This window comes from Nocardioides sp., assembly GCF_030149505.1.
In the GTDB taxonomy this organism is placed as follows: Bacteria; Actinomycetota; Actinomycetes; order Propionibacteriales; family Nocardioidaceae; genus Nocardioides.
In genome coordinates this window covers 1-16,429 of record NZ_JASBRN010000052.1, presented here as the reverse complement: position 1 = coordinate 16,429, position 16,429 = coordinate 1, and the positions used below count along the sequence as shown (strand labels likewise).

Genomic DNA, 16,429 nt, shown 5'->3' with positions numbered 1-16,429 from the left:
CCGGACTCGACGAGGGGATTCCGGTGACGGTGCAGACGGTGACGCGGACCGGCGGGAAGAGCGTGGGCTCGGCCGTGCTGGGCGTCCTGCTCACCCTGGGGATCTTCGTGCTGACCTTCGTCGGGTTCCTCATCGCCCCGCTGGCACTGCTGCTCGTGGCCTTCCTCGTGTGGACGGTCGTGCGACCGCGCCAGGGCGGGGAGCAGTCGGTGGCCCCGGCGGCCGGCGAGACCGACGAGGCTGACGGGGCGGTCGGCGGTCACCGCGGCCGCACCGCGACCACCGACTTCGGAGCAGGTGCGCGATGACCACCGACACCGAGCGCGGACCCGAGGGCGCCGGCACCGGGACCATCGGCGCGACCACCGCCCCGCGCCTCGGCGAGGGCGTGGACCCCGACCTCGCGGCGCTGCTCCCCGAGGGCCTGTGCCGCACCTTCCGGGTCCTGCCGTACGCCGTCGCCGACGGCACCGTCCTGGTGGCTGCGGCCGACGCCGACGACGAGATCACCCGGACCGTCGTCGAGGAGCGCATCGAGGGACCCGTGCGGCTGGTGCGGCACACCGCGATGGAGATCGTCAGCGCGATCGACGCGGTCCGGCCGCCGATCGACGAGCAGGTCGAGTCCCCCGAGGCCCGACGTGCCCGCACCCAGGTCTCGCAGATGCTCACGCGCAGCGGGCTGGTGACGACCGAGCAGCTGCAGCGCGCCACCGTCGAGTACTCCCGCACCGGCGACCCCATCGGCGACATCCTGGTCGCCCACGGCGCGATCACCGAGGACGTGCTGGTGGCCGCCCTCTCCGAGCTCCACCAGGTCCAGCGGGTCGGTCTGACCGACGTCGAGCCGGACCTCGAGGTCGCCCGCCGGCTGCCCGAGCCGCTCGCCCAGTCCCTGCAGGTGCTGCCCGTGGCCGAGGCCGAGGACGGCACCGTGCTGCTCGCCGTCGGACGCCTGCTGGCGCCCGAGGACCTCGAGCGGGTGGAGGAGGCCCTGGACCGTCCGGTCCGGCAGCTGCTGGCCAACCGCACCGACCTCGACCAGCTGGTCCAGCGCGTGCACTCCGAGCACTACGCCGACGTCTCCACCCACCTGCTGATGGAGAGCGCCCCGGAGTCCTCCGCGCACGTCGTCATCGCCCCGGCGCAGAAGGCCGTGCTCGTCATGGCGCTGCTCGCGGTGCTGGTCTGCGGGGTCATCTGGCCGATGGGCACCCTGATCGGCCTCGTCGGAGCCGCGAGCGCGGCGTACCTCTTCGTCTCGGTCTACAAGTTCCGCCTCACCCTGCGCGCGCTCGGCACCCACCTGGAGACCGACGTGACGGCGGAGGAGGTAGCGGCGCTGGACGAGCGGTACCTGCCCGTCTACACGATCCTCGTCCCGCTCTACAAGGAGGCCGGGATCGTGGCGCGCCTGGTGCGTGACATCAACGCCCTGGACTACCCGCGCACCCGGCTCGACGTGAAGCTGCTCTGCGAGGAGGACGACACCGAGACGATCGACAAGATCCGCTCGATGAACCTCCCGCCGCACTTCCACCTGGTGGTCGTGCCCGACAGCCAGCCGAAGACCAAGCCGAAGGCCTGCAACTACGGCCTGCAGCTCTCGCACGGCGACTTCTGCGTCATCTTCGACGCCGAGGACCGGCCGGACCCCGACCAGCTGAAGAAGGCGGTCGTCGCCTTCTCCCGGGTGGGCCCCGAGGTCGCCTGCATCCAGGCCAAGCTCAACCACTTCAACCAGGACCAGAACATGCTGACGGCCTGGTTCGCCAACGAGTACTCCATGCACTTCGAGCTGGTGCTGCCGGCGATGGGCGCCTCGGAGTCCCCGATCCCGCTGGGCGGCACCTCCAACCACTTCATCACCTCGGTGCTGCGCGACCTGGGCGCCTGGGACCCCTTCAACGTCACCGAGGACGCCGACCTCGGCATCCGGCTGCACCGCGAGGGCTACCGCACCGCGATGATCGACTCCACGACCCTGGAGGAGGCCAACTCCCAGGTCGGCAACTGGATCCGCCAGCGCTCGCGCTGGAACAAGGGCTACTTCCAGACCTGGCTGGTGCACATGCGCCACCCCTTCCAGCTGCTCTCCGAGACGGGGCTGCGCGGGTTCCTCTCGTTCAACCTCACGATGGGCAGTGCCTTCGTGCTGCTGATGAACCCGATCTTCTGGGCGCTCACGACCCTCTACGTCTTCACGCAGGCCGGCTTCATCCAGCAGCTCTTCCCGGGCCTGGTGTTCTACGCCGCGAGCGCGATGCTCTTCGTCGGCAACTTCGTCTTCGTCTACCTCAACGTCGCTGGCAGCCTGCAGCGCGGCGAGTTCGGCATCACCCGCACCGCCCTGCTCTCGCCGCTCTACTGGGGCCTGATGAGCTGGGCGGCCTGGAAGGGCTTCATCCAGCTCTTCACCAACCCGTTCTACTGGGAGAAGACCGAGCACGGTCTCGACGAGGAGTCGTCATGACCGAGCAGCAGGTCCGGGTCGAGCCGGCCCACACCGACCGGGTCCACGTCGAGCAGGCCCCGCGCCGCGTCGTCACCAACGCCGAGCGCCTGGCCGGCGTCGTGCAGTCCGTCGGACGGCGCCCGGCCGACATCGAGCGCCGCCGCTGGGAGAGCATCGGCGTCTTCGCCTTCTTCCTGGTCGCGTGGACGCTCTTCGGCCACTGGCTGGTCGTCGGCAAGCACGTCGTGGGCTTCGAGACCCTCGACCGGCTCAACCGCGCACTCATGGTCTGGCACAACGACCCGCCGAAGCTCTCCGCGCTCGGCTTCGACTACCCGCCGCTCGCCACGCTCCTGGTCACGCCGCTCACGCTCTTCTCCGACCTGGCGCGCAACCTCGCGATCGTGCCGCTGACCTCCGCGGTCTTCGCCGCCTTCACCATGGTCGTGCTCAACACGATGATGCGCCGCGCCGGCGTCCTCGCCCCCCTGCGCCTGAGCCTCCTGGTCGCGCTGGGCGCCAACCCGCTGGTCGCCCTGTACGCCGCCGGCGGGGGCCGCCAGTTCATCTGGCTCTGCTTCGTGGTGGCCGCCCTCGGGGCGCTGGTGGCCTGGTACGTCACCGCCGACATCCGCTTCGTCATGATCGCCGGGCTCGCGTTCTCCGTCGCCGCGCTCGCGGGCTACTCCAGCCTGCTGTGGTTCGTCGTCGGCGCGGTCATGGTCGGCGCGATCCTGGCGCGGCTGGGCGCCGACGGCACCGAGGTCGAGGGCACGACCGTCGGCTTCGCCTCGCCCACCGTCTACGTCATCGCCCTGTGGACCGCCTTCAACCTGCTGCTGCTCGGCAACCCGTTCGCGTGGATCACCGACAGCAGCGACGCGCTCGGCGGCGCCAGCGTGGAGCAGTTCTCGCTCGTCGGCTTGGCGCAGTGGACCGGCGCCCTGGTCCTGCACGGAGCACCGCTGGCGATCGTGGTGCTCCCGGCCCTGCTCTTCGTGGGCCTCTCCCGCGGCAACACCCTGGCCCTGTGGCTGGCCGTCGTCCTCGCCGTCACCGTGCTCGCACCGGCGGGCGCCGTGGTGCTGCACCTGACCGACAGCCCGATGGTGATGCGCAACGCGCTGCCGATCCTGCTGGTCTCGGTCATCGGGGCGATCTGGCTGGCCCGCTCGGCGGGCAGCAGCGCGACGCTCGTGAGCGCGCTGGTCGTGGTGGGGCTGCTGGTGAGCATCCCGTGGACCTTCCAGGGGATGAAGACCTACAAGTACCAGAACCTCGAGTCGACCTTCGCCGCCGCCGTGTCCACCGGCCAGAGCCAGGAGGGCGCCCGCACGCTCTCGGGCCAGGCAGTCGGCATCGTGGACGAGCAGGCGATGGCGGCCTGGATCCGCGACAACGTGACCCGCCAGGGATCCATCCTCACCGACAACGCCCAGACCTACGCCGTCATGCTCTTCACCGGACGACCGGACCTCTTCTTCGACCGGGTCGACCGGTCCGACGGCCCGTGGCTGGAGGCGGCCCGCAACCCCGTCGAGCACGTCGACTACCTGCTGCTCTCGACCGACACCTCGCGGGACCTGCTCAGCCAGGTCTATCCGGTGGCCGCCGAGGGCCGGGACCCCGCGCTCACCACGATCTACACGACCTCGCGCTACACGCTGGTCGCCGTGCCGGCCGGCTTCACCCCCGACCGCGACGTCGCCGACTCCGTCGACGACCTGGAGTCCGCGCCGGTCGTCGCCCCGGAGCAGGGCCGCACCGGCGACGAGACCGGCGACGGGACTGGCACCGGCACCGGCACCGGCACCGGCGGCCAGGACCGCAGCCAGGATCCCGCGCGTCAGCGCGAGGGCGCCGCCACCGGAGCCGACGACGGCGCGACCGACGACGTACAGCTGGAGGTGCAGCCGTGATCGACCAGGACCTGGCCATCGAGCCGCCGCCCTCGCTGGAGGCGATCCTGTCGCACCGCGAGCGGATCGGCCGTGTCGACTTCACCCACCGCCTGGTGGCCGCACCTCCGCCCCCGTCCGACCAGGGCGGGGAGCCGGACGAGGGCGACCCCGCGCGCCAGGACCCCCAGGGTCCTCAGGGCTCCGAGGAGTCCCCGGACGGGGCGGCCGGGACCACCGACCCGGCCACCGACGACGTGTCGGTCGACCAAGCGGTCGACGGGCCGGTCGACGAGGCGGTCGACCAGGCGGTCGACGTGGTGGACGAGGACACCGGCGACGACCAGCAGCACACCGAGCCCGCGGCCGAGGTGACCGAGGCGCGCGGGGAGCAGGACCCCGACGACTTCCTGCTCGCCCCGCCCGTGGACGACTCACCTGCTGCGCACGCCCGGGCCGAGGCGTCGGCCCAGGTCGCGGCCCTGCTCTCGCTGGTGCCGGCCGAGGACGTCGACACCGTCACCGAGGACGTCTCCGAGGTCGTCGAGGGCGTGCTGGCCCGCATCCGCGAGGTCCAGTCGGCGACCCTGGCCCACCTCGAGGCGATCGAGGTCGAGGCCGCCCTGCGCTGCGAGATGCTCACGGCCCAGGCCGAGCTCGACGCCGAGCTGATCCGCCTGCACGCCCGCCGCGAGGCGCACGCGATCCTCGCCGCCGCCCGCGCCCGCTCGGGGCTGCCGCCCGCGGTCCCCGACGACGTACGCCGCCTGGACCACCTCGCCGGAGCCGCCTCGCGCCTCGTCGAGTCCCTCGAGGAGCCCGGCCTGTCCCGCTCCTCCGACCACCCCTTCCTGCCATGAGCCCCTCCCCGACCCCGACCTCGACCCCGACCTCGGCCCCGACCCTCGGCCGCCGAGCCGGCGCGTCCTTCCGGAAGAACGGGCCGGCTCGACCCCACCGCACGGGCGCGCCACGCCTCCGCAGTGCGGGCGCGACCGCCCTCGCAGCCGTGCTGGCTCTCGGTCTGGCCGCCTGCGGCGACGACGCCCCGCAGCAGTCGGGTCGCACCCCCGCGGCCGAGGTGACCGTCACGGCGGGCACCGCCGAGGAGACCGGCGGCGTGGTCCTGGCCGAGGAGCGACTCTTCTCCGAGGACTCCCCGTGGAACCAACGGGCCGACGCCGCCCCGGTGGACCCCGACTCCGACCGGATGATCGACCGCGCGCAGTACCGCATCGGCGTGGTCGAGGACGCCACCGGCGTCCGCACCGTGCCCCGTCGGATCGACGACCCGCTCTACATCAACACCGAGGCCTGGACCGTGCCCGTGGTGGCCGGCGGTGAACCGACCGCCGTGGTGTGCCGGCAGGCCCAGTGCGGCGACGGCGACGACACCGTGACCCTCACGATCCCGTCCGACGTCGATCCCGACCCCCGCTACGACGGCTGGTTCACCATCGTCGACGCCGGCGAGAACGTCGCCTACGACCTGTGGCGTGCCCGCCGCGAGGACGACGGCTCGATCTCCTACCACTACATGAAGCGCTGGGCGCTCGACGGACCCGGCTTCCAGGAGCCCGGCCAGGTGTCCGCCCGCGGCTCCGGCCTCCCGCTGTTCGGCGGGCTGATCCGCCCCCGCGAGCTCGAGGCCGGCCTGATCGAGCACGCGCTGGCGATCAGCATCCCGGGCCCGGCCCAGGGTTCCTTCGTGCAGCCGGCGTCCTCCACCGACGGCAACGGAGAGACCACCTCGGTGCCCGAGGGTGCCCGGATCCGGCTGCGCGCCGACGTCGTGCCGGAGCGCCCGCGGGACCCGCGCACCGGGAAGCTCGTCCCGCTCACCGCCCAGCAGCAGCGCCTCGCCGACGCCCTCGTCCTGACCCTGCGCACCTACGGCGCGATCGTGGTCGACCGCGCGGAGGTCCCGACGCTCTACGCCCAGCGCGACGTCACCGCCGGCCTGATCAACGGCAACGAGCTGCAGGGCCTGACCCTCGACGACTTCGAGGTCGTCGAGCTCGGACCGCGCTACGACTACCCGCCGACGGAGCGGGGGAGGAACCGATGAGCACCCGCACCCCCGGACGCGCCGTCCGGATCGCCGCCCCGCTCCTCGCGCTGGGCCTGCTGGCGGGCTGCTCGGAGCAGCCGGCGCAGGAGGCCAGCGACATCGTCGCCGACGCCCAGGCCCAGGACTACGAGGCCGACCGGGCCGAGAGCGCGCGGGTCCGCGCCGCCTACCGCGACCTGCCCCAGCCCGTCGCCGGCGTCGTCCTCGTCAGCGGCAACCGCGGCTCGCTGACCCCGGGCGAGGTCGTGGCCTTCGGGCAGAGCGGCACGGCCACCGACGTGCGTCTCTCGTACGACGGCGAGGACGCCGCCTTCGCGGCGCTGTGCCGCGGGGAGATCGACGTCGTCGACTCCTCCCGCACCGTCAGCGAGGCCGAGCTCGAGGCGTGCCGGCGCGTGGGCCTGGACCTGGTCCAGTTCCAGGTCGCCTCCGACGCCGTGGTCGTCGCCACCAAGAACGAGTCCGACGTGGGCGGCGACTGCCTCAGCACCGACCAGGTGCGCGAGGTCTACCGGGCCGGCTCCCCCGTCACCCGCTGGTCCCAGCTGGGCGGCGGCTTCGACGACGTCCCGCTGCACGTCGCAGGGCCGGACCCGGAGAACAACGCGTTCTCCTTCTTCGGCCAGTACGTCCTCGACGCACCCGAGCCCTCGCTCACCAACCTGCGCTCGGACTACAAGGCCTTCGACACCGACCAGGGCTCCCGGCTCTTCGTCGTGGGCCGCGACCGCGACGAGCTGCTCGCGGCCCAGCTGCGCGACCGGACCCGGCGCCGCGACCTGGCCAAGACCGAGCTCGAGACGCAGTGGCAGGTCGTCAACGACGCGCGCGCCGAGGTCGAGGAGGCCTCCGCGGAGGTCGAGAAGGGCATCCGCGACCAGCGGCCGCTGGCCACCCAGCGGGCCGACCAGGAGCGCAAGGACCGCGCCTGGGAGGCCCTCGGTCTGGCGCAGGCCCGGATGCGGGAGCTGGAGGCGCGCAAGCGCGAGCTGACCGCCGTCTGGGAGCGGTCGGTGCAGGCGCGCGAGCGCCTCCAGGGCGCCCGCGGCAACGTCGCCTACTTCCGGTTCAGCTACTACGAGCTCTTCGAGGAGCAGCTCCGCCCCTTCGAGGTGACCCTGCCCCCGGGCGAGGGGACCGACGGCGAGCGCAGCTGCATCTTCCCGAGCCAGCAGACCATCACCAGCGGCGAGTACCCCCTCGCCCGCCGGCTGCTGCTCACCACCACGGTGCGCTCGCTGGAGCGCCCCGAGGTCCAGGAGTTCCTCCTGCACTACCTCGACAACGCCGAGGACCAGGCCACCCGTGCCCGGCTCGTCTCCGTCCCCGCGGCCGACGTCGCCACCCAGCGCGCCTGGGTCACCGGACGCGAGGACCCGGTGCTCGTCACCCTCGATCCCGCCCCCGTGCTCACCTCGGACGGCGAGGTCACGACCCTCCAACCGGCCCGATGACGCGCGCCCGCAGGACCTCGGCGCTCCTGGTGACGGCACTCCTGCTGGCAGGCGGCCTCGCCGGGACCACGACCGCGGCGCCCGCGGCACCGGGCAGCGCGGAGCGCCGGGCGCCCGACGACGTCGTGACCAAGACCCTGACCCTCTCCTGGCAGGGCAGCACGCCCAAGCACCGCCTCGACCAGAGCGCCTCCACGCGGGTGCCGGGCATCGGACAGCTGAAGCTGGTCTGCAAGCCCAACAACACGATGGTCAAGATCGTGCCGGACGACCGGAACCGCGAGACCACCATGTGGCTGGCGAAGTACGAGAAGAAGGGTGGCCGCGACGTCGTCGCGGTCAAGAACGTGCGGGTCTACCGCTTCGACACCGCGCTCGACGACGGCACCGGCGGCACCGGCCGCGCGGCCCACGAGGGCCTCAACCAGGAGACCCCGGTCGAGACGTTCTCCAGCGGGTACGCCGAGGGCGTCATCAGCACCCGCACCGGCAGGCACCTTCCGGGCGGGGCGATGCCGGCCGTCCCCGCGACCGCCCTCAAGCTCAGCTGGTGGTGGGAGAACTTCCGCGAGCCGCAGGAGTACCGCACCTGCCGGATGGACGCCACCCTCAGCACCGACCTCTCCCAGGCGGCGTTGCTCACGTGGCACGGCGACCAGGACGCGGGCAGCAGCGACGGGAGCAGCGACCGCACCGTCGTGACCGCCGACCTCGCCCCGCTCGGCACCCTCGAGCTGCGCTGCGAGCCCGGTCGCCGCGGCGCCCGCTGGGTCTCCCTGCTCACCGACGACCCCACCGCCACCGTCTTCGCCCGCACCATCTCCGGCGAGGGCGAGGTCCGCGACCACGTCGAGGAGGACTCCCTCGACGCCGGCGGCGGCCGCGTCGGCCCGCTCGACCTCCCGGAGAACGGGATGATGGAGCTGAGCTGGACCGCCCACGGCCGCACCTCGAACCTGTTCCTGTCGTCGTACTGGATCACCAACGACGAGACCTCTCCGGCCCTCAACCTCTGCGAGGTCGCCGCGGCCCCCTTCTGAGGGCGTTCGACGCCGTGGCCGGACCGGCCTGCACGCTCGCGGCGCCGCGGTCGACCTCCGGGCGGGCGGGGGCGTGGCCGGCCGAGGGCGCCCCCGGAGGAGCGTGGATGGGTCTGGCCCCCGCCTCGTGAGGGACGAACGAGGCGGGTGGTTGCGACGAAGGGGGTGTCCTCGGCCGGCCGTGCCCTCGCCCGCCCCACACCGATCGCGGCGCCGCGCGCGCCACCCCACCGCTCAGACCTCCGGCCCCCAGGTGGGGCGGATCGCCGAGCGCGGGAGCAGGTCCAACGGCTCGGCGGCCGTGCGGGTCGGGGCAGTGCCCCCGAGGTGCGCCGGGTGCCACCGGGCCTTCTCACCCGGGCGCGGTCGGTGGTGCGGCAGGGACTGCAGGCCCTCCAGGAGCCCCGTCATCCGGTGGCCCAGGTCGCGGGTGACCTCCACGAGGTCGGCGTCGGGTCCGACGGAGAACGCCGGGCCGAAGGCCACGTCCACCCGCACGCCGCGCTGCACCGAGAGCTGCGCCTTCTCCTCGAGGTGCCGCCGCAGCGGCCACAGCCGCTGCTGCCCCCACACGGCCACGGGGACGACGGGCACGCCGGTCTCCCGCGCGAGCGCCGCGACCCCGGGCATGAGCGCTCGGATCGTGTAGCTGTGCGAGACCCCCGCCTCGGGGAACGCGCAGACCGGCTCGCCCTCGCGCAGCAGCCGCCGCGCCGCGAGGTACGCCGCCGCCGGGGCCTCGCGGTCGACCGGCACGTGCCGCATCGACCGCATGGCCCGCCCGACGACCGGGACCTCCCACATGTCGTGGCGGCACAGGAAGCGGATCCGTCGTCCCCGTGCGAGGCCCGCCTCGCCGACGAAGGCGAAGTCCGGGAAGGAGGCGTGGTTGCTCGCGAGCAGCACCGGTCCGTCGGTGGGCAGGTGCTCGGTGCCGTGCCAGGCCCGCTCGACCTCCAGGCCGCGCAGCAGCCCCTTGCCGAGCAGGATCGTGCCGGCGTACCACGGCTCGCGTGCCACCGCGCTGGCCCCGGACCGGCTCAGCTGAACGGCGGGCGGGCGTCGACCGCCAACGAACGCCGCCCGGCCCAGCGCCAGACCCGGGCCGCAGTGTCACGGTCCTCGTCGGTGACCAGGTTGCCCATCCACCGCAGCGCGAGGGTCATGAGCAGGTCCGAGCGCATCCCGGCGGGACCGAACCGGGGCAGGACCCACGGCACGGTGACGAGCCCCGCGAGGCGGCGGGCGATGGAGAAGGCCTCGCCGTAGTGCTCGCGCAGCAGCTCCGGCCAGCGGGTGCTGAGGCCGGCGGCCCCGGGCCCGAGCTCGACCAGCAGGTCGGCGACCATCCGGCCGGTCTCGAGGCCGTAGTCGATGCCCTCGCCGTTGAGCGGGTTCACGCACCCGGCGGCGTCCCCGATGAGCGCCCAGTTGGCCCCGGCGACGCCGCTGACGGCGCCGCCCATCGGCAGCAGCGCCGAGGTCGGCATCCGCAGCTCGCCGGAGAGCCCGAAGTCCTCCTTGCGCTGGTCGGCGTAGAACTGCATGAGGGGCTTGATCGCGATGTCCGCCGGGCGCTTGGCGGTGGCCAGCGTGCCGACGCCGACGTTCACCTCGCCGGTGCCGAGCGGGAAGATCCAGCCGTAGCCGGACAGGACGGCACCCTTCTCGTCCCGCAGCTCCAGGTGCGAGCTGATCCACGGGTCGTCGGTCATCGTCGAGGTGACGTAGGAGCGACCTGCGACGCCGTAGACGGTGTCGCGGTGCCACTCGCGGCCGAGCACCTTGCCCAGCGGCGAGCGCACGCCGTCGGCGACGACCAGGCGTCGGCAAGCGATCTCGAAGCGCTGCGTCGCGGCGCGGGCGCCGTCGACCCGCGGGCCGCGGCGCTCGAAGACCACGGCGGCGACGCGGGCGCCGTCCCAGCGCACGTCGACGGCGCGGGCGTCCTCCACCCCGATCGCCCCGGACTTCAGCGCGGTGGTGCGCAGGTGGTCGTCGAGCTCGGTGCGGGCGACCGCGCTCCCCCACGTGGGGAGGTTGCCGCCGGGCCACGGCAGGTGCAGCACCTGGCCGAAGCCGTGGGCACGCAGGCCCTGGTTGACCGTGTGGGCGCGCAGCCAGTCCTCCAGCCCCAGCCGGGAGAGCTCGTGGACGGCCCGGGGCGTGAGCCCGTCACCGCACGTCTTGTCCCGGGGGTACGTCGCCGCGTCGGCCAGCACCACCTCGACCCCCGCGCGCGCCAGCCAGGCCGCGGCGGCCGAGCCCGCGGGGCCGGCGCCGACGACCAGGACGTCGGTCTCGGTCGGGAGGGTGGGGGTCGTGCTGCTCACGGGTCAGATTCTCCCAGATGGTCGGTAGCGGGCTGTCTTCGTCGGCTGCTGTGGAGCGACCGTCTCCCGACATCGACTGGATCTCGACACGACAAGACCCCGCCGGCGCACGCGCCGGCGGGGTCTTGTCTCGCTCGATCTGGTTCCGGGTTACCAGAGCCAGCGCTTCGCGCTAGCTCTGGTAGGAACCAAAGTCGAAGTCGTCGAGGGCGACGGCCTGGCCGCCGCTCCCGCCGAACTCGTAGTCGTAGGAGTCGTAGCCGGTGACGGAGTACGCCGCCGCGCGGGCCTCCTCGGTGGGCTCCACCCGGATGTTGCGGTACCGCTCGAGGCCGGTGCCCGCCGGGATCAGCTTGCCGATGATCACGTTCTCCTTCAGCCCACGCAGCGAGTCGCTGCGCCCGTTGATGGCCGCGTCGGTGAGCACCCGGGTGGTCTCCTGGAAGGAGGCCGCCGAGAGCCACGACTCGGTCGCCAGCGAGGCCTTGGTGATGCCCATGAGCTCGGGACGACCCGCCGCGGGCTTGCCGCCCTCGGAGACGACCCGACGGTTCTCCTCCTCGAACCGCACGCGGTCCACGAGGTCGGAGGGCAGCAGGTTGGTCTCGCCCGACTCCAGCACCGTGACCCGGCGCAGCATCTGCCGCACGATGATCTCGATGTGCTTGTTGTGGATCGACACACCCTGCGAGCGGTAGACCGCCTGGATCTCGTGCACCAGGTGCTCCTGCGCCTTGCGCACACCGAGGATGCGCAGCACCTCCTTGGGGTCGGGGGTACCGCTGGTCAGCTGCTTGCCGACCTCGATGTGCTCGCCGTCGGCGACCGCCAGGCGGGTACGCCGGCTGACGGCGTACTCGATGACGTCGGAGCCGTCGTCGGGGGTGACCAGGACCTTGCGGGCCTTGTCGGTCTCCTCGATCTGCACACGACCGGCGACCTCCGAGATCGGCGAGACGCCCTTGGGCGTCCGAGCCTCGAAGACCTCGACCACGCGGGGCAGACCCTGGGTGATGTCGTCCGCGGAGGCCACACCACCGGTGTGGAAGGTACGCATCGTCAGCTGCGTGCCGGGCTCACCGATCGACTGGGCGGCGATGATGCCGACCGCCTCGCCGATGTCGACGAGCTTGCCGGTGGCCAGCGAGCGGCCGTAGCACTTGGCACAGGTGCCGGTGCGGGCCTCGCAGGTCAGCACGGAGCGGATCTTGACCGAGTCGACCCCGGCCGCGATCAGCTCACCGATCTTGACGTCGCCCAGGTCCTCGCCGGCAGCCGCGAGCACCTCCCCGGTCTCGGGGTGGGTGATGTCCACGGCCGCCGTCGTGGCGTAGACCGAGGTCTCCACGTCGTCGGCCGCCACGAGCGTGCCCGACTCGGTGCGCGTGGCGATCGTGCGGGGCAGGCCACGCTCGGTGCCGCAGTCCTCCTCGCGGATGATGACGTCCTGCGAGACGTCGACCAGGCGACGGGTGAGGTAGCCCGAGTCGGCGGTCCGCAGCGCGGTGTCGGCCAGACCCTTGCGAGCACCGTGGGTGGAGATGAAGTACTCCAGGACCGAGAGGCCCTCACGGAAGTTCGCCTTGATGGGGCGCGGGATGATCTCGCCCTTCGGGTTGGCCACGAGGCCACGCATGGCGCCGACCTGGCGGATCTGGTTCATGTTTCCGGACGCACCCGAGTGGACCATCATGTAGATCGGGTTGGTCGGGTCGAAGGCCTTCTCCATCGCGTCACCGACGCGGCGGCTGGCCTCGGTCCAGATCTCCACGAGCTCCTGGCGACGCTCGTCGTCGGTCATCAGACCACGCTCGAAGTCCTTCTGGACCTTCGCGGCCTGCTTCTCGTAGGACTCCAGGATCTGGAGCTTGTCCGCCGGGGTGGTCACGTCGTCGATGGAGACGGTGACGCCCGAGAAGGTCGCCCACCGGAAGCCGGCGTCCTTCAGCGCGTCCAGGGACGCAGCGACCACGACCTTGGTGTAGCGCTCGGCGAGGTCGTTGACGATCTGGCCCAGGCGCTTCTTGCCCACCTCGCCGTTCTCGAACGGGTAGTCGGCCGGCAGCGTGTCGTTGAACAGGATGCGACCCAGGGTCGTGTCGAGGGTGATGACCCGCGACTCCTCCCAGTCCGCCCCGAGCTCGAGGTCCAGCGGCGGGACGATGTCGTCGAGACGGACCTTGACCCGGCTCTGCAGCGAGATCTCGCCGCGGTCGAAGGCCATGATCGCCTCGGCCGGGGACGAGAAGACGCGACCCTCGCCGGGCTCGCCCTCGCGGTCGGAGGTCAGCCAGAACAGGCCGATGATCATGTCCTGCGAGGGCATGGTCACCGGACGGCCGTCCGAGGGCTTGAGGATGTTGTTGGTCGACAGCATCAGCACGCGGGCCTCGGCCTGGGCCTCGGCGGACAGCGGCAGGTGCACGGCCATCTGGTCACCGTCGAAGTCGGCGTTGAACGCGCCGCAGACGAGCGGGTGGATCTGGATGGCCTTGCCCTCGATCAGCTGCGGCTCGAAGGCCTGGATGCCGAGGCGGTGCAGCGTGGGCGCACGGTTCAGCAGCACCGGGTGCTCGGTGATGACCTCCTCGAGCACGTCCCACACGACGGGGCGCGCGCGCTCGACCATGCGCTTGGCGGACTTGATGTTCTGCGCGTGCGAGAGGTCGACCAGGCGCTTCATGACGAAGGGCTTGAACAGCTCCAGCGCCATCTGCTTGGGCAGACCGCACTGGTGCAGCTTCAGCTGCGGACCCGACACGATGACCGAGCGGCCGGAGTAGTCCACGCGCTTGCCGAGCAGGTTCTGGCGGAAGCGACCCTGCTTGCCCTTGAGCATGTCCGAGAGCGACTTCAGCGGCCGGTTGCCCGGGCCGGTGACGGGGCGACCGCGGCGGCCGTTGTCGAACAGCGAGTCGACGGCCTCCTGGAGCATCCGCTTCTCGTTGTTGACGATGATCTCGGGCGCACCGAGGTCGAGCAGCCGCTTGAGGCGGTTGTTGCGGTTGATCACGCGGCGGTACAGGTCGTTGAGGTCGGAGGTCGCGAAGCGGCCACCGTCGAGCTGCACCATCGGACGCAGGTCCGGCGGGATGACCGGGACGGCGTCGAGCACCATGCCCTGCGGCTTGTTGCCGGTCTTGCGGAAGGCGTCGACGACCTTGAGGCGCTTGAGCGCACGGACCTTCTTCTGGCCCTTGCCGGTCGCGATCGTCTCGCGCAGGTTCTCGACCTCGGCGGCGATGTCGAAGGACTCCAGGCGCTTCTGGATCGCCGTGGCGCCCATGTGACCCTCGAAGTACTTGCCGAACCAGTTCTTCATCTCCCGGTACAGCATCTCGTCGCCCATGAGGTCCTGGACCTTGAGGCTCTTGAAGGTGTCCCACACCTCCTCGAGACGGTCGATCTCGCGCTGCGCGCGGTCGCGCAGCTGCTTCATCTCCCGCTCCGCACCGTCCTTGACCTTGCGGCGCTGGTCGGCCTTGGCACCCTCGGCCTCGAGGGCCGCGAGGTCCTCCTCCAGCTTCTGCTGGCGGTCCGACAGCGACTGGTCGCGGCGCTTCTCGAGGCGCTCGCGCTCCAGGCCGACCTTGCCCTCGAGCGAGGACAGGTCGCGGTGGCGGGCGTCCTCGTCGACCGAGGTGATCATGTACGCCGCGAAGTAGATGACCTTCTCCAGGTCCTTCGGGGCGAGGTCGAGCAGGTAGCCCAGCCGCGACGGCACGCCCTTGAAGTACCAGATGTGGGTCACGGGGGCCGCGAGCTCGATGTGGCCCATCCGCTCGCGACGCACCTTGGAGCGGGTCACCTCGACGCCGCAGCGCTCGCAGATGATGCCCTTGAAGCGCACGCGCTTGTACTTGCCGCAGTAGCACTCCCAGTCCCGGGTGGGACCGAAGATCTTCTCGCAGAAGAGGCCGTCACGCTCCGGCTTGAGCGTGCGGTAGTTGATGGTCTCCGGCTTCTTGACCTCACCGTGGCTCCAGCCGCGGATGTCCTCCGCGGTGGCCAGGCCGATCTGGAGCTGGTCGAAGAAGTTCACGTCGAGCACGATGGCTGCAACCCTTCGGTAGTTCTAAGAATGTGAAGTAGGGGGGTGGAGGGGCGGTCCCGCTGGTTGAGGAGGTTGCTCTGCAACCGTCTCGAAACCACCGGGACCGCCGGGTCTCACACCTCTTCGACCGAGCTGGGCTCGCGACGGGACAGGTCGATGCCGAGCTCCTCGGCGGCGCGGAAGACGTCCTCCTCCGCGTCCCGGAGCTCGATGCTGGACCCGTCCTGGGAGAGGACCTCCACGTTCAGGCACAGCGACTGCATCTCCTTGACGAGCACCTTGAACGACTCCGGGATGCCGGAGTCGGGGATGTTCTCGCCCTTCACGATCGCCTCGTAGACCTTGACGCGTCCGGGGACGTCGTCGGACTTGATCGTCAGCAGCTCCTGCAGGGCGTAGGCGGCGCCGTAGGCCTCCATCGCCCAGACCTCCATCTCGCCGAACCGCTGGCCGCCGAACTGGGCCTTACCGCCCAGGGGCTGCTGCGTGATCATCGAGTAGGGGCCGGTGCTGCGCGCGTGGATCTTGTCGTCCACGAGGTGGTGCAGCTTGAGGATGTACATGTAGCCGACCGACACCGGGTCCGGGAACGGCTCGCCGGAACGACCGTCGAAGAGCCGGGCCTTGCCGGTCTCGTCGATCATCCGCTCGCCGTCGCGGTTGGGGTAGGTCGCACCGAGCAGGCCGGTGATCTCGTCCTCGCGGGCGCCGTCGAAGACCGGGGTCGCGACCTTGGTGCCCGGGGCGGACTTGTCGGCGTGGATCGACATCAGCCGCTCCGCCCACTCGCCCTTGTCGCCCTGGTGCAGGTCGAGGTCCCAGCCCTGCTTGGCCAGCCAGCCGAGGTGGAGCTCGAGGATCTGCCCGATGTTCATGCGTCGCGGCACGCCCAGCGGGTTGAGGATCACGTCGACCGGGGTGCCGTCCTGCATGAACGGCATGTCCTCGACGGGGAGGATCTTCGCGATGACGCCCTTGTTGCCGTGGCGCCCGGCCAGCTTGTCGCCGACCGAGATCTTCCGCTTCTGGGCGACGTAGACGCGCACCAGCTGGTTGACGCCCGGGGGCAGCTCGTCGCCGTCCTCGCGGTCGAAGACCCGGACGCCGATGACGGTGCCGGACTC

10 protein-coding genes and 1 pseudogene are annotated in these 16,429 nt (G+C 71.7%); 7 read left to right on the top strand and 4 right to left on the bottom strand.

The features are described 5' to 3' along the window. The first annotated feature begins 23 nt into the window (after positions 1-23). Genes Q1V71_RS11265 through Q1V71_RS11235 form a run of 7 tightly spaced genes read left to right on the top strand, consistent with a single transcriptional unit; the run spans position 24 to position 8,918 of the window. Positions 24-308, top strand: coding sequence for a hypothetical protein (locus Q1V71_RS11265; RefSeq protein WP_300643869.1), 285 nt, complete (start codon positions 24-26; stop codon positions 306-308). Next, positions 305-2,473 (top strand): glycosyltransferase, encoded by a 2,169-nt coding sequence (locus tag Q1V71_RS11260; RefSeq protein WP_300643867.1) that lies wholly within the window; start codon positions 305-307, stop codon positions 2,471-2,473. Before Q1V71_RS11265 ends, Q1V71_RS11260 begins: the two co-directional genes overlap by 4 nt. Then, entirely contained in the window at positions 2,470-4,374 is a 1,905-nt protein-coding gene (locus tag Q1V71_RS11255; RefSeq protein ID WP_300643865.1) for a hypothetical protein, read from the top strand. Before Q1V71_RS11260 ends, Q1V71_RS11255 begins: the two co-directional genes overlap by 4 nt. Further along, complete coding sequence (locus Q1V71_RS11250; protein WP_300643863.1) at positions 4,371-5,213, top strand: hypothetical protein; 843 nt, start codon at positions 4,371-4,373, stop codon at positions 5,211-5,213. Before Q1V71_RS11255 ends, Q1V71_RS11250 begins: the two co-directional genes overlap by 4 nt. After that, on the top strand, positions 5,210-6,421 hold the full coding sequence (locus Q1V71_RS11245; protein ID WP_300643862.1) for a hypothetical protein: 1,212 nt from the start codon (positions 5,210-5,212) through the stop codon (positions 6,419-6,421). Before Q1V71_RS11250 ends, Q1V71_RS11245 begins: the two co-directional genes overlap by 4 nt. After that, a complete protein-coding gene (locus Q1V71_RS11240; RefSeq protein WP_300643860.1) occupies positions 6,418-7,878 on the top strand; it encodes a substrate-binding domain-containing protein in 1,461 nt (486 codons plus the stop codon). The genes Q1V71_RS11245 and Q1V71_RS11240 overlap by 4 nt, the downstream gene beginning before the upstream one ends. After that, the gene (locus tag Q1V71_RS11235) at positions 7,875-8,918 is read left to right on the top strand and encodes a hypothetical protein (RefSeq protein ID WP_300643859.1); all 1,044 of its coding nucleotides are present in this window, start codon (positions 7,875-7,877) and stop codon (positions 8,916-8,918) included. The genes Q1V71_RS11240 and Q1V71_RS11235 overlap by 4 nt, the downstream gene beginning before the upstream one ends. Positions 8,919-9,152: 234 nt before the next feature. Here Q1V71_RS11235 and Q1V71_RS11230 read toward each other — a convergent pair whose 3' ends face one another. From Q1V71_RS11230 to Q1V71_RS11215, 4 genes and pseudogenes are all read right to left on the bottom strand, one after another. Then, positions 9,153-9,938, bottom strand: coding sequence for a 1-acyl-sn-glycerol-3-phosphate acyltransferase (locus Q1V71_RS11230; RefSeq protein WP_300643858.1), 786 nt, complete (start codon positions 9,936-9,938; stop codon positions 9,153-9,155). Positions 9,939-9,958: 20 nt separating this feature from the next. Then, a complete protein-coding gene (locus Q1V71_RS11225; RefSeq protein WP_300643856.1) occupies positions 9,959-11,251 on the bottom strand; it encodes a geranylgeranyl reductase family protein in 1,293 nt (430 codons plus the stop codon). A 172-nt stretch (positions 11,252-11,423) separates the two neighbouring features. Next, positions 11,424-15,302, bottom strand: coding sequence for a DNA-directed RNA polymerase subunit beta' (locus tag Q1V71_RS11220; protein WP_300643854.1), 3,879 nt, complete (start codon positions 15,300-15,302; stop codon positions 11,424-11,426). A gap of 116 nt (positions 15,303-15,418) precedes the next feature. Then, a pseudogene (locus Q1V71_RS11215) lies at positions 15,419-16,429 on the bottom strand (DNA-directed RNA polymerase subunit beta); the annotation flags it as partial.

Bases quoted from the DNA above. Each gene is read 5' to 3' on its own strand.
- Q1V71_RS11260 (WP_300643867.1), top strand. From the start codon at position 305: ATGACCACCGACACCGAGCGCGGACCCGAGGGCGCCGGCACCGGGACC.
- Q1V71_RS11255 (WP_300643865.1), top strand. From the start codon at position 2,470: ATGACCGAGCAGCAGGTCCGGGTCGAGCCGGCCCACACCGACCGGGTC.
- Q1V71_RS11245 (WP_300643862.1), top strand. From the start codon at position 5,210: ATGAGCCCCTCCCCGACCCCGACCTCGACCCCGACCTCGGCCCCGACC.
- Q1V71_RS11240 (WP_300643860.1), top strand. From the start codon at position 6,418: ATGAGCACCCGCACCCCCGGACGCGCCGTCCGGATCGCCGCCCCGCTC.
- Q1V71_RS11235 (WP_300643859.1), top strand. From the start codon at position 7,875: ATGACGCGCGCCCGCAGGACCTCGGCGCTCCTGGTGACGGCACTCCTG.